Raw genomic sequence first — 14,343 nt, forward strand, 5'->3', positions numbered from 1 at the left:
GGGAGCCCGGCAGCTACGAAAAGTGCCCTCGATAGGATTCGAACCTACGACCTTCTGCTCCGGAGGCAGACGCTCTATCCCCTGAGCTACGAGGGCACGGCCAACCGGTGTCAACCGCTGGTCGAAAGGGACTTATGAAGCTTAGCAGGGAAAAGTTGGCGGAACGAAACCCCTGCCGGCAGTGCCGGAAAAGCGCTAGTAACCGAGGAAAGCGTCGGTTCGGATGGACCTGCCGCCGGCGTCGCGGATGACGGGTTTGGCCCGCGCGAGAGTACTCGGGGAACCCGACAGATAGACGCGCCGCCGGCCAAGGTCCGGAACAAGGGAGCGCAGTTCATCGGCGCTGGGGAAGCTTCCGCCACCATGCGTCCAGGCAGCGGGCAGTGGTCCCGGATCTCCGGGACAGAACAGCACCACCCGGAAGTTGACCAGCTCATCGACATAGCCGAGCTCGTCCGGCGCGCTCACAGCATAGATGAGGATGATGTCGCGTTCTGCTCCTCCAGGCGAGCGCAGTTGGCTGAGGAACGGCGTGACGCCGATACCTCCTGCGAACAGCATCAGCGGCACTGACGGATCGGCAGGAAGGAGGAAGTCACCCGCAACACTCGTCGCATCGACCTGAGCACCGGGCCTGAGATTCAGCAGTGCTGCCTTGAAGGAACTGGGCGGGTCCGAGAGGCGCAGGCCAAAACGTACCGTTCCGTCGTCGGGCGCTGAACTGATACTGAAGATGCGGCGGAAGCCGCGCCGGTCCGCCCGCGCATGCGGAAGGGTGAGTTCCATGTACTGGCCGGGTTCGAACCGGACGGGTTTGTCCGGAATGAAGGAGACCTCCGCGCTGGTCGGGGTCAACTGCCGCGATCCCTCAAAACGCAGGCGGATGCGCCGCCGCTGGCCCATGCCGAAAGCGACGGCGTTTCCGATCAGCAGGGCGTACTCCGGCCCGAGGAACACCGGCGGGATACTGATCTGCAGCGCCAGTACTACTGCCACGACGCCCGCAACGAGCAACTGCTGCCAGCGCCGGGGCGGGAGGGTCAGCGGTTCGGTCAGCATGAAACCGAGCAGGAAAAGCACGGGGTACGACACAGAGACCAACTGCAGGGCAGCGGCAGGATCAGTGCCGCCGGCGGCGAGGCGCACCACCAGGATGCCGACGGCGAGGACGATGAAGACGGCTCCCATCGGAAGTTTCCGCGTCCGGTAGAGGATCAGGAGCGTGGCGAGGAGCACGAGCGGCAGCATGGCGGGATTGGCTGCCCACCAGGCTGCGGCGCCAAGGCCCAGCAGCGTTACCGCCACTGCTCCGAACGCGGCCGGATTGAAGATGTGCCGCCCGCGGACGGCGATGAGGTATTTCGACGCGGACGCCAGGAGTCCCGCCAGCGCAATTCCGGCCACACCGCTGGCGTCGTCAGAGGGGAACATCACGAAAAAGAGCAGCAGGCCGGTGATGACTGAGGATTCCGTGTGCGGGCGCGCACGAAGCATCATCGCCATGACGCGCGTGCCGCCCCACGAGGTGATAACAGCGGTGGCGAGGGTCACGCCGAGTTCCGCCGGTGTGAAGGCAAGAAGTCCGAGGGCAGAGAGGACAAACGCGTACGCCGCCAGGATCAGCAGCAGGATCAGTACGAGCCGATACATGGTGGCGCGGCCGAGGAACGTGTCGAGCCTGCTAAGCCACTTCAGCCGTCCGGCCATCTAGAACAACGCTCCTGCCAGGGATAGGGAATACTGCGCGCGTCCCTCGGAGCTGATCAGGACGTAGTCGAAGTCGAACTCGGCCAGCAGCACCTCGGGTGGAACAAGGAAAAGGGCAGTGGCGAGAGCGTCCGCAATCATCGCGTCGCCAGCCAGTACCCAGGTAGCCACCACTGTATCCACGCATTGCCCGGTTGTGGCATCAAGGACATGGTGCAGGCCGTCCGCCCAGCGGCGGCGGTTGGACGCGGATGCGCACAGCGCGCGGTCCTGGAGGTCCACCACGCCGATCGCCGAATCAGCGGTGTACGGGTGCTCCAGGGCGACCCGCAGCGGCGTGGGTCCCCGGTGCAGCATGTCCCCGCCGGCGTCAATGGTGTGCTCCGGGTAGCCGGCGTCGTGCAGTGCTCTGGACACGAGGTCAACGAGTTGTCCTTTACCGGCCGCGCCGACATCCAGGGTCACCGGGCGCTCGGACCGGATCGTGCTCCCGCTCCACTCGAACTGCTCGTCCCAGACAGCAGCCGGCACAGGGCCGCCGCACGGCACAAAGGAGTAGCCGGCGTCGTACCCCAGTTGTTCAAGGGACCGTCCCACCAGGGGAGACATGGCGCCATTCGTGAGGCGGTAGAGCATCCGGTAGAGATCGCCCAGCGCCTCACCGGACGGCGGAAGGGTGATGCTGCCGCCCCCGGCGAGCGCCGCAACAAGTGAGTCGGGTCGAAAACGGGAGTAGACGGCGTCGTACTGTTCAACGGCAAGGACGATGACGGCGAGCGCGTCCGCCGACAACTCCGCAGGGGTGTCGATGTGCCAAGCGGTGCCAATGGCGTCGAAGCTGAACCGCTGCCACTGGCCCGCGGGGCTCACTGTGCGGCTTCGCCCTTGATCTGCTCGATGGCGTCGCTGAATCCGCCGCTGGTCAGGGATGATCCGGACACTTTGTCAACGTTCAATTCACTGAGCGGCATTCCGACGACTTGTTCCGCGATGCCGCTGCTGAATTTGCCCTGGTAGAGCTCCGTGGTGGGATTGCTCGGCATCGGCTCTGTCTGTACGTCGCTGACACTGCCCGATGCAAGCGTGACCGTTACTCCGATCTCCTCCTCACCACCCGGGGTCTGGTAGGAGCCGGTGGCCGAGTACGTGCCGTCGGCGTAGTCGCCGGTTGCGGACCCCGCGGTGTCCGGTTCTGCCGCGTTGGCGGCATCCCCACCTGCGCCCGGTGCCGGCGTCGGGCTGGCAGCACAGGCAGCCGACCCCAGGAGGGAAAGGGCAGCCAGCCCCGTCAGGGCCCAGCGCTGGTATGGCTTTTTTACGGCGGGGGTCACAGAATCTCCTTGGTTTCAGACGCAGTTGGGGGCGGTCTACGCTCGAAGTACAACGCTAGCGAACTTGATTCGGTTCAGTGCGGTCCTCCGGATGGGCCGCGGTGCGGATGAACCCCGAATAAGGCGTCCGTCACAGAATCCGGGGGATTAGACCCGCGCCGTTATGCTGGATGAGTGACTCCCGAAGAACTCTCCTCCGCAATCTCTTCATGCCTGAAAGACGCCGTAGCCGCCGGCGAGATCGATGTGGAGCTGCCCTCGGACGTGCGGGTTGAGCGGCCCAAGAGCCGCGAGCATGGGGACTGGGCCACCAATATCGCGCTGCAGCTGTCGAAGAAGGCCGGAATGAACCCGCGCGCGTTTGCGGAACTCCTCAAGGGCCGCCTGGAGGGGCTCGACGGCGTTGCTTCTGTGGAGATCGCGGGTCCGGGGTTCCTCAACATCCGTGTCGACGCCGCTGCAGCCGGGGAATTGGCCCGGAGCATCGTTGAGGCGGGCACGGTTTACGGCACCAACGCCGCGCTCGCAGGCCACGTGATCAACATGGAGTTTGTCTCCGCGAACCCCACCGGACCCCTGCATCTGGCCCACACCCGCTGGGCTGCCCTCGGTGACTCCCTTGCGCGCGTGCTGATCGCGAGCGGTGCGGAGGTCACCAAGGAGTACTACATCAACGATGCCGGTACCCAGATGAACAACTTTGCCGCGTCCGTGCTGGCTTCCGTCAAGGGCCGGCCGACGCCGGAGGGTGGCTACCCGGGTGAGTACATTACCGACCTCGGACGCACCGTGCTCGCTGAGCGCCCCGAGGTCGCGGACCTGCCCGACGACGAAGCGTTGCCTGTGATCCGGGACATTGCTTACCGCGCGCAGATGGATGACATCAAGGAGACCCTGGCGGCCTTCCGTGTCCACTTCGATGTCTACTTCTCCGAAACAGGTCTGCACTCCGGCGGAGCTGTGGAACAGGCCGTGGACCGGTTGCGCGAGCAGGGCCACGTGTTCGACGACGGCGGTGCGGTCTGGCTGCGCACCACCGATTTTGGCGATGACAAGGACCGCGTCCTCATCCGCGCCAACGGCGAGCCGACGTACTTCGCTTCAGATGCCGCGTACTACCTTTCAAAGAAGGACCGCGGTTTCACCGAGAAGATCTATCTGCTCGGTGCCGATCACCACGGTTACATCGGCCGCCTGAAGGCCATCGCCGCCTGCGCCGGAGACAACATGGACACCAATATCGAGGTGCTCATCGGACAGATGGTTTCGGTGAATGGTGCCCGGCTGTCCAAGCGCGCCGGAAACATCATTGAACTCCGCGATCTCCTCGACTGGCTGGGAGCGGACGCGCTGCGGTACTCGCTCGGCAGGTCTCCCGCTGATTCGGCGATGTCCCTGGATCCGGAGCTGCTGAAGAAGAACACCAACGAAAACCCGGTGTTCTACGTGCAGTACGCCCACGCCCGAACCTGCGCCGTGGCACGCAACGCTGCCGCCGCCGGAGTTGACCGCTCGGCGTTTGACGCCGGTGCTCTCGACCAGCCGGCGGACAGCGAGCTGCTTGCCCACCTCGGTTCCTATCCGGCCGTTGTGGCGCAGGCCGCGAAGTTCCGTGAGCCGCATCGGGTTGCACGGCATCTCGAGGTCATTGCCGGTGCGTATCACCGCTGGTATGACGCCTGCCGCGTGACGCCTTTGGGCGATGAGCCGGTCACTGACACCAACCGCACCCGGCTCTGGCTGAATGACGCCGTGACGCAGGTGCTCGCCAACGGCCTCGATCTGCTGGGCGTCTCCGCGCCGGAACGGATGTAGCGTGCCCGCCTCACCTCTGGCTCCCGGCTGGCTTACCTACCCGGCTGACGCCAACGAGCTCAACCCGGCGTTGTGGGCATCCACGGTCACCAGGACGCGAAGCGGCGCCGTGTCCGTGGACGGTGTTTCTGTGACCGAACTCGCTGAGAAGTTCGGCACCCCTGTGTACGTGGTCTCGGAAACAGATTTCCGCACCCGGGCAAGGAATTTCCGGGAGGCGTTCAACGCTGCGTTCCGCGACCTGTGCGGGGGAGTAGACGTCTACTACGCGGGCAAATCGTTCCTCTGTTCGGAGGTGGCCCACTGGGTATCGGAGGAGGGCCTGCGCCTGGACACCGCGTCCGGCGGTGAGATGGCGGTCGCGCTCCGCGCGGGCCTGCAGGGACGCCAACTCGCGCTGCACGGCAATAACAAATCCGACGCCGAGCTGAACCGTGCGCTCGATCTCGAGGTCGGCCGCATCGTGGTTGACAGCCTCGATGAGCTGCAGCGGGTCGGCGCGCTCGCCCAGGCCCGCGGCGCCACCGCGAATGTCATGCTCCGGCTCACTCCAGGCGTGCACGCGCACACGCATGAATTCATTGCCACCGCGCACGAAGACCAGAAGTTCGGGCTGTCGCTGGCGCCGTCGTCGTCGGGCACGGAATCACCAGCGGCGCAAGCCGTAGCTGCGGCACTGGACCACCCATGCATCCGCCTGCTCGGAGTGCACAGCCATATCGGGTCGCAGATCTTCGAGTCCGCAGGGTTCGAGCTGGCGGCGCGCCGCCTCCTGGGCTTCCTCGCCGAGGTCCGGGACCGTCACGGCGTCGAACTGAAGGAACTCGATCTGGGCGGGGGCTACGGCATCGCCTACACCGAGGAAGACACCCCGCGCTCACCCGCAGCCATCGCCCAGGCAATGGCCGCCGTCGTCGGTGAGGCGTGCGCTGCGCACGGTCTGCGGGCGCCGCGGATCTCGATCGAGCCCGGCCGCGCCATCGCGGGACCAAGCACCTTCACCCTGTATACCGCCGGCACCACCAAGACGGTGCAGGCGGACGTCGACGGCGCCTCCCACCCCCGCCGCTACGTCTCAGTTGACGGCGGAATGAGTGACAACGCTCGCCCGGTGCTGTACGACGCCGACTACTCGGCTGTGGTTGCCTCACGCACCTCCGCCGCGGAGCCGGTGCTCTCGCGCGTTGTCGGGAAGCACTGCGAAAGCGGTGACATCGTGGTGCGCAGCGTCTACCTGCCCGGCGACACCACGCATGGGGACCTGCTTGCGGTGCCGGGAACAGGCGCCTACTGCTGGTCGCTGGCCAGTAACTACAACTACCTCACCCGCCCGCCTGTGGTTGCAGTGAAGGACGGCGAAGCACGCATCATCGTCCGCGGCGAAACCGAAGAAGACCTCCTCTCGCGCGACGTGCTGCGCGGGACGGGAAACGACCGAGCAACTCTGGAAGCAGGAGCCTGATCGACTTGATGAATGCCCCCCACACCACCGTTTCCGAGGGCACACTGCGTGTGGCCCTGCTGGGCTGCGGAAACGTCGGTTCGCAGGTTGCGCGGATCCTCCTCGAGGACGCCGACAACCTGGCCGCCCGCATTGGTGCGCGCCTGGAGCTCACCGGCATTGCGGTGCGATCCATCGACGCACCCCGTGAGGCCGAGCTCCCCAGAGAGCTGTTCACCACTGATGCGGAATCCCTGGTGGAGGGAGCGGACATCGTCATTGAGCTCATGGGCGGAATTGAACCGGCCCGCACCCTGATCCTGCGGGCGATCGACCACGGAGCCACCGTGGTCACCGGCAACAAGGCACTGCTCGCCCAGGACGGGCCCACCCTCTACGAGCGCGCCGACGCGGCGCACGTCCAGCTGTCCTACGAGGCCGCCGTCGCCGGAGCCATTCCCATTCTCCGCCCGATCCGCGACAGCCTCTCGGGAGACCGCATCACGCGCGTCCTCGGTATTGTCAACGGGACCACGAACTACATCCTGGACCAGATGGACTCCACCGGTGCCCAGTTCGCCGATGCACTGGCCGACGCGCAGCGCCTCGGTTACGCCGAGGCCGATCCCACAGCGGACATCGAGGGACATGACGCCGCGGCCAAAGCGGCGATCCTCGCCTCCCTGTCCTTCCACACGCGCTTCGCGCTGGAAAACGTGCACTGCCAGGGCATCACCTCCGTCTCGGCTGAGGACATCTCCGCGGCCAAGGACGCCGGCTACGTCATCAAACTGCTCGCCATTGCGGAGCTGCTGAAGGATGAAGCGGGCGACGACGGCGTCAGCGTCCGCGTGCACCCCACCCTCCTGCCGCGTGAACATCCACTCGCCGCGGTGCGCGGAGCGTTCAACGCGGTCTTCGTCGAAGCGGAGAACGCCGGCGAGCTCATGTTCTATGGCCAGGGAGCCGGCGGAACACCGACCGCCTCCGCCGTCCTCGGAGATGTGGTCAGCGCCGCCCGCCGTATGGTGCTTGGCGGCCCGGGCCGAACCGAAACAACGACGGGCCACGTCCCTGCGCTCAGCATCGACATGGTGAATACGAGCTATTACATCGGCCTGGACGTGGCGGACCAGCCCGGCGTGCTCGCTCGGATCGCGCAACTCTTCGCCGAGCACGGCGTCTCGATCGAGACCATGCGGCAGACTATCCACCCGGCAAACGACGGCGGGGCGGCGAGCGCGGAACTGCGCATCGTCACACACCGGGCCACCGAATCTGCGCTGGCAACAACTGTGAAACATATCCAGGACCTGGACGTCATCAATGCAGTGACCTCCGTCCTCCGAGTAGAGGGACTCTGATGGCTCACCAATGGCGCGGGGTAATCCGCGAGTACGCTGACCGTTTGCCGGTGACGGAGTCCACGCGCGTGATCACGCTGGGTGAAGGCGGAACGCCGCTGGTGCACGCACCGGCGTTGTCGGAGCTCACCGGTTGCAGCGTGTACCTGAAGGTCGAGGGGATGAACCCGACCGGTTCCTTCAAGGACCGGGGCATGACCATGGCCATCACCGCGGCTGTTGAAGCCGGAGCGAAGGCCGTCGTGTGCGCCTCCACGGGCAACACTTCGGCCTCCGCTGCGGCTTACGCAACGCAGGCCGGTCTGACCTGCGCGGTATTGGTGCCGGACGGCAAGATCGCCATGGGCAAACTCAGCCAGGCCATAGCCCACGGCGCAGAGCTGTTGCAGGTGCACGGCAACTTCGACAACTGCCTCGATGTGGCCCGGAAACTGGCGGAGTCCTACCCGGTGTTCCTCGTGAATTCCGTGAACCCTGCCCGCATCGAGGGCCAGAAGACAGCCGCCTTCGAGGTTGTTGATTCCCTTGGTGACGCCCCCGACTATCACCTGCTGCCTGTGGGCAATGCGGGAAACATCACCGCCTACTGGAAGGGCTATAAGGAGTACTCGCAGCCCTATACCTCTCCCACAGCAGGGGAATTGCCTGCGGTATCGACTCGCACCCCCATCATGTGGGGCTTCCAGGCCGAAGGGGCATCGCCGCTTGTGAAGGGCTACCCCGTGACTGAGCCGGACACCATCGCCACCGCCATCCGCATCGGCAATCCGGCGTCCTGGGACCAGGCCATCACCGCGCGGGATGAATCGGGCGGGCTCATCGAGGCGGTGACCGATGAGGAGATCCTCGAAGCGCACCGCTGGCTTTCATCCCGTGAGGGCGTCTTCGTGGAACCGGCGTCAGCCGCCGGCGTTGCGGGCCTGATCAAGAAGCACGTAGCCGGAGACGTCCCGGAGGGCAAGACCATCGTCATTACAGTCACGGGGCATGGCCTCAAGGACCCGCAGTGGGCGCTCAAGGCGGCGGACGGTTCCGACGTCGAGCCCACCAAGGTCGACTTCGACGTCGTCAGCGTTGCAGGCGCGCTGGGCCTGGCGGACTCGCACGTGGGCCAGCCGGCAGATGCTTAGCGGAGCGCCGGCCATGACTGAGGCCGTGGTGGCGTCCGGGCAGGAGGTATCGGTAGAAGTTCCCGCAACCAGCGCTAACCTCGGCCCGGGTTTCGACAGCCTCGGGCTGGCCGTGACGCTCTACGATTCCATCCGTGTCCGGACCACCGAAACCGGCACAACGGCGGTGACCGTCACCGGGGAAGGCGAAGAGTCCCTGCCGCGGGACGAAACGCATCTGGTCGCAGCAACCATCCTCGGCACGCTGGAGCGCGCAGGGTTCGCCAGCCCCGGTCTGGAGATCGAGACGCGGAACGTGATTCCCCATGGCAGGGGCCTCGGGTCTTCGGCAGCGGCAATCGTCTCCTCCGTTTTGGCGGCCAACGCGATTCTTCCCGAGTCCGCCCGGATGGATGCGCGCGCTGTGCTGCAACTGTGCTCCACGCTCGAGGGGCACCCGGACAATGTGGCACCGGCGCTGCTGGGTTCACTCGCGGTCTCGTGGGAAACCGGTCGTGCCTACCAGAGCACCATCCTCCCTGTGCATCCTGATGTAGTGCCTGTTGTCGCCATTCCAGCCAGCGAACTGTCGACAGAGGCAGCGCGTGCCCTGTTGCCCGCTTCCGTACCGCATAACAGCGCGTCATCCAACGCCGGCCGCGCCGCCCTGCTGGTGCACGCCATGACACACTCGCCGGAATTTCTCTTTGACGGGACCAGGGACCTGCTGCATCAGGATTACCGCGCCCAGGCCATGCTGCACAGTGCCACACTGATGCGGGCATTGCGATCCGAGGGCTTCGCCTCGGTGATCTCCGGCGCCGGGCCTACGGTAATGACGCTTGCCGTGGGGGAGGAGCAGGCAGCCGCGGTCATCGAGGCGGTCCAGCGCATCGTCCTCGGTGCGGATGAGGGTATTGACTGGCGTGTTCTACGGCTGAACGTGGACACAGAAGGTGCTAAAGTGAAGGTGCACCAACGGTAATTGCCTGCTTGAATCGTTGACGTTCATGACTCACCGATCTTACGAAGACAGTTCCGTATTCAGATGTGCTTCTGTTGATCTGGCCGTCATCTTTGTGACCGTCGTGAAACTGCCTGTGTGTCAGCAGTGGCTCAATCTCAGGTGTACCTCCCAGAACCTGATGCGGCAGTACGTCACATCGTGACGGCTACGCACTGGGGCTCGAGGTCTCCAGCACGCTCGGCCACGCCGGAAAGCATCCGGCCAGCACCGAAACCTTAGCTTCCAACTCTTCTGACTTGGCGGCGGGCAAACCAAAACCGCGATCCACATCAGAGATGGATCGCCCGACGAGGGGGAAGGAATCCTTCGTGACTCAAACCACTGACCTGCCGACAGGCGTGGATACCCAAGCCGCCGAAACGAACGGCGCACCAGCTTCCAAGAGTTCCGGGCTTGCCGGATTGAAGCTCGCCCAGCTGCAGGCGCTTGCCGGTCAGCTTGGTATCACCGTAGGTTCGCGGATGCGCAAGGGTGACCTCGTGGCTGCAATCTCCGACCACCAGCGCGGCTCGGCAGTGGCAGACCGCCCCAAGGCGACGTCTGCACAGGCTCCGGCACACGAGAATGCATCGTCTTCGTCAGGCAACGCTGCTGCGCAGAACGGCGCCGGTACTGCATCGCAGGAGCAGGCAGCTGAGCCTGCCGAGCGGCAAACCCGCACCCGCAACCGTAATAGGCGGGCGGGAAGCGACGGCGTCGTAAAGACGGAGCAGGCTGCCCCTGACAGTGCGCAGGGCAATCAGGCTGTGGGCTCCGCGGCCGAGTCCGAGGGCGGGGCCGCCCAAGAGAATTCCGGAGCTGATTCGGAAACTCCGGATCGAGGCCGCCGCAGCCGGGACGGGCGCCGTGGGCGACGCACCGAGTCTGAGGCACAGGGCAGTGCGCAAGCATCTGAGACCGACGGTGCCGAGCAGGGCGCGCAGCAGAATGCTGAGAACTCCGAGGGTGCGGATAGCCAGGGCGAGCGGCGCAATGACCGCCGCGACCGCAACCGCGACCGCGACCGCAACGAGCGACGCTCCAATGACGATCGCCGTTCAACCGAAGACAACCGCGATAACCAGAACGACCGGGACAACCGGAATGATCGCGGAGACCGTGACAACCGTGGTGACCGTGGTGACCGTGACAACCGTGGCGACCGGGACAACCGGAATGACCGTGACCGGGACAACCGCGGCGACCGCGACGAAGGCAACAGCCGCAACCGGCGCAACCGTAACCGCAACAACCGCGAGGATGACCGCAACAACCGTTTCCGCGACCGCAACGAGCGACGTCGGGGACGCAGCAACCAGAACCCGGATGTCGACGACGTCGAGGTCACCGATGACGATGTTCTGCTGCCCGTCGCAGGCATCCTGGACGTCCTCGAGAACTACGCATTCGTGCGCACCTCCGGTTACCTGCCAGGAGCCAACGACGTTTACGTCTCTCTTGCCCAGGTCAAGAAGTACGGGCTGCGCAAGGGCGATGCCGTAGTCGGTGCCATCCGTGCGCCGCGCGAGGGCGAGAGCCAGAGCAGCACCCGCCAGAAGTTCAACGCGCTCGTCCGGTTGACCTCCATCAACGGCAAGAACCCTGAAGAGCTGAAGGACCGCGTGGACTTCGCGAAGCTCGTTCCGCTCTACCCCTCCGAGCGACTGCGGCTGGAGACCGAGCCCAAGAAGATCGGTCCCCGCGTCATTGACCTGGTGGCGCCGATCGGCAAGGGCCAGCGTGGACTCATCGTGTCGCCTCCGAAGGCCGGCAAGACCCTGATCCTGCAGGCTATTGCCAACGCCATCACGGTGAACAACCCGGAAGTGCACCTCATGATGGTGCTCGTGGACGAACGTCCCGAGGAAGTCACCGACATGCAGCGCACGGTCAAGGGTGAGGTTATCGCCTCTACCTTCGATCGCCCGGCTGACGACCACACGACCGTTGCCGAACTCTCGATCGAGCGCGCCAAGCGCCTCGTCGAGATGGGAATGGACGTCGTCGTGCTCCTTGACTCGATGACCCGCCTGGGACGCGCCTACAACCTGGCAGCACCTGCCTCGGGCCGTATTCTCTCCGGCGGTGTCGACTCGGCGGCCCTGTACCCGCCGAAGCGCTTCTTCGGTGCAGCCCGCAATATCGAGAACGGCGGCTCGCTGACCATTCTCGCCACTGCGTTGGTGGAGACCGGTTCGAAGATGGATGAAGTGATCTTCGAAGAGTTCAAGGGCACCGGCAACATGGAACTGCGACTGTCCCGCAACCTCGCGGACAAGCGCATCTTCCCCGCGGTCGATGTCAACGCATCGGGTACCCGGCGCGAGGAGAACCTACTCTCGCCGGACGAGGTCAAGATCATGTGGAAGCTTCGCAGGGTCCTTTCCGGACTGGAGCAGCAGCAGGCACTCGAGCTGCTCACCAACAAGATCCGGGAGACGCAGTCGAACGTCGAGTTCCTCATGCAGGTCCAGAAGACCACGCTTGGATCAAAAAGCGACAACGATTAGTTGAGTAGCCGTTCGAGACATGCCTGCCGGCATGTCTCGAACGGCTTTGCGCGTTAAGCCACCCACCACCGCTCGAATCCGATACTGAAGGTTGTGTCCGCCATGTTTGAGTCCATTCAGGGCCTGCTCGATGAGCACGCCGAGCTGCAGGTCCGGCTGTCTGATCCGGCCGTCCACACAGACCAGTCCCTGGCGCGCAAGCTTGGCCGACGCTATGCCGAACTCAGCGGCATCGTGGAAGCGCACACACGGTGGCAGGCCCTGGAAGATGATCTTGAAGCCGCCCGTGAGATGGCCGAGGACCCTGAATTCGCTGCCGAGATCCCCGAGCTTGAGCAACAGTTGGCTGCCGCGCAGGAACGTCTGCGACGGCTGCTGATCCCGCGTGATCCCAACGACTCCCGCAACGTCATCATCGAGGTCAAGGGAGGCGAAGGAGGAGACGAAGCCGCGCTGTTTGCCGGCGATCTCCTCCGGATGTACACCCGGTACGCCGAATCCCGCGGCTGGAAGACCGAGCTCATTTCCGCCAATGAATCCGATCTCGGCGGGTACAAGGATGTCCAGATGGCCATCAAGGGATCATCGAATGACCCTGCCGAAGGCGTGTACGCGCGGTTGAAGTTCGAGGGCGGAGTTCACCGGGTGCAGCGCGTTCCGGTCACGGAGTCGCAGGGGCGGATTCACACCTCGGCAGCCGGAGTACTGGTACTACCCGAGGTTGATGAGCCCGAAGAGGTGGAAATCAGTCAGAACGACCTCAAGATTGACGTCTACCGGTCGTCCGGGCCCGGCGGCCAGTCGGTGAACACCACGGACTCCGCCGTGCGCATCACCCACCTTCCCACCGGCATCGTCGTCGCCATGCAGAACGAGAAATCCCAGCTGCAGAACCGCGAGGCAGCCATGCGCGTGCTGCGCTCTCGCATCCTCGCTGCCAAGCAGGAAGAGATCGACGCGGCGAACTCTGACATCCGCAAGTCCCAGGTGCGCACTATGGACCGGTCAGAGCGGATCCGCACCTACAACTTCCCCGAAAACCGCATCGCTGATCACCGCACGGGCTACAAGGCGTACAACCTCGACGCCGTCATGAATGGTGAGCTCGAACCGGTAGTACAGTCCGCCATCGAACTGGACGAACAGACCCGGCTCGACGCCATCGGCGACGACGCGTAGGAGGGTCGGCACAGCATGGAGTCGCTAGCGGATGCCCTGCGCGAAGCTGCGTCCACGCTGGCCGAGGCGGGTGTGCCGAGTCCGAGGGTCGACGCGGAACTCCTCGCCGCGCACCTCATGGCTGAGAGTGTGGGTCGGGTGCGTGCTCTCGCCTTGATCGGGGCTGCGGTGCCGGAGGGGTACGGCGAACTCGTTGCCGAGCGGGCCCAGCGGGTGCCGCTTCAACACATCACGGGCATTGCGTACTTCCGCGGTCTGGAGGTTGCAGTGGGACCTGGCGTCTTCATACCACGCCCGGAGACGGAGGCGGTTGCCCAGCTTGCCATTGATGCGGCGCTGGGTATCTCCGGGGCACGCGTGGCGGACCTTGGAACCGGGTCCGGCGCCATAGCAGGCTCGATTGCGCAGGAGGTGCCCGACGCGGACGTTTATGCGGTTGAACTGAGCGACCTGGCGTTGGCATGGGCGGAGCGCAATTTGAAGCCGCACGGTGTCACCCTGGTCAACGGCGACTATGCCACGGCGCTCAGCGAACTGAACGGAACGTTCGACGTCGTCGTATCTAATCCTCCCTACATCCCAACCGATGCGGTTCCTCGCGACCCCGAAGTTGCTGAACACGACCCGGAGATTGCACTGTACGGGGGGAGCGCCGACGGGCTGCGGCTACCCCTGGCCGCTGCAGTTGCCGCCGTGCGCCTCCTGAAGCCCGGCGGTTATTTCGTGATGGAACACGCCGAGGTGCAGGCAGAAGCACTGATGCGGATACTGGGCGCAGACCCGTCGTGGAAGACTGTCTGCACACACCAGGACCTTGCTGAGCGGGATCGTGCAACATCGGCAATTCGAACCGATGTGCTGTAAATGAAAGGATGGCTGGC

At 64.8% G+C, this 14,343-nt stretch carries 11 protein-coding genes and 1 tRNA gene; 8 read left to right on the plus strand and 4 right to left on the minus strand.

Features of this window, described 5'->3' with window-relative positions; all coding sequences use genetic code 11:
- Window positions 1–23 precede the first annotated feature (23 nt).
- From ASH00_RS09725 to ASH00_RS09740, 4 genes are all read right to left on the minus strand, one after another.
- A tRNA-Arg gene (locus ASH00_RS09725) sits at window positions 24–96 on the minus strand.
- Window positions 97–195: 99 nt separating this feature from the next.
- Complete coding sequence (locus tag ASH00_RS09730) at window positions 196–1,707, minus strand: FAD-dependent oxidoreductase (protein WP_056548065.1); 1,512 nt, start codon at window positions 1,705–1,707, stop codon at window positions 196–198.
- On the minus strand, window positions 1,708–2,577 hold the full coding sequence (locus tag ASH00_RS09735) for an FAD:protein FMN transferase (protein ID WP_056548066.1): 870 nt from the start codon (window positions 2,575–2,577) through the stop codon (window positions 1,708–1,710).
- Entirely contained in the window at window positions 2,574–3,038 is a 465-nt protein-coding gene (locus ASH00_RS09740) for an FMN-binding protein (protein WP_056548068.1), read from the minus strand. Before ASH00_RS09740 ends, ASH00_RS09735 begins: the two co-directional genes overlap by 4 nt.
- A gap of 174 nt (window positions 3,039–3,212) precedes the next feature.
- Between ASH00_RS09740 and argS the strand changes: the two genes are divergently transcribed.
- From argS to prmC, 8 genes are all read left to right on the plus strand, one after another.
- Window positions 3,213–4,853, plus strand: coding sequence for an arginine--tRNA ligase (argS, locus tag ASH00_RS09745; protein WP_056548069.1), 1,641 nt, complete (start codon window positions 3,213–3,215; stop codon window positions 4,851–4,853).
- A 1-nt stretch (window position 4,854) separates the two neighbouring features.
- A complete protein-coding gene (gene lysA / locus ASH00_RS09750; protein ID WP_056548070.1) occupies window positions 4,855–6,315 on the plus strand; it encodes a diaminopimelate decarboxylase in 1,461 nt (486 codons plus the stop codon).
- Between the two features lie 8 nt (window positions 6,316–6,323).
- Window positions 6,324–7,658: a homoserine dehydrogenase gene (locus tag ASH00_RS09755; RefSeq protein WP_056548071.1), complete on the plus strand. Its 1,335-nt coding sequence runs from the start codon at window positions 6,324–6,326 to the stop codon at window positions 7,656–7,658.
- Window positions 7,658–8,788 (plus strand): threonine synthase, encoded by a 1,131-nt coding sequence (gene thrC, locus ASH00_RS09760; RefSeq protein ID WP_056548073.1) that lies wholly within the window; start codon window positions 7,658–7,660, stop codon window positions 8,786–8,788. The genes ASH00_RS09755 and thrC overlap by 1 nt, the downstream gene beginning before the upstream one ends.
- A gap of 13 nt (window positions 8,789–8,801) precedes the next feature.
- A complete protein-coding gene (thrB, locus tag ASH00_RS09765) occupies window positions 8,802–9,752 on the plus strand; it encodes a homoserine kinase (RefSeq protein ID WP_235563255.1) in 951 nt (316 codons plus the stop codon).
- Window positions 9,753–10,102: 350 nt separating this feature from the next.
- Window positions 10,103–12,283: a transcription termination factor Rho gene (rho, locus tag ASH00_RS09770; protein ID WP_056548076.1), complete on the plus strand. Its 2,181-nt coding sequence runs from the start codon at window positions 10,103–10,105 to the stop codon at window positions 12,281–12,283.
- 102 nt (window positions 12,284–12,385) lie between these two features.
- Window positions 12,386–13,462 (plus strand): peptide chain release factor 1, encoded by a 1,077-nt coding sequence (prfA, locus tag ASH00_RS09775; RefSeq protein ID WP_056548352.1) that lies wholly within the window; start codon window positions 12,386–12,388, stop codon window positions 13,460–13,462.
- Window positions 13,463–13,477: 15 nt separating this feature from the next.
- The gene (prmC, locus tag ASH00_RS09780; RefSeq protein ID WP_056548077.1) at window positions 13,478–14,326 is read left to right on the plus strand and encodes a peptide chain release factor N(5)-glutamine methyltransferase; all 849 of its coding nucleotides are present in this window, start codon (window positions 13,478–13,480) and stop codon (window positions 14,324–14,326) included.
- Window positions 14,327–14,343 lie beyond the last annotated feature (17 nt).

The sequence above is a fragment of the Arthrobacter sp. Soil782 genome (assembly GCF_001428435.1).
In the GTDB taxonomy this organism is placed as follows: domain Bacteria; phylum Actinomycetota; class Actinomycetes; order Actinomycetales; family Micrococcaceae; genus Arthrobacter_D; species Arthrobacter_D parietis.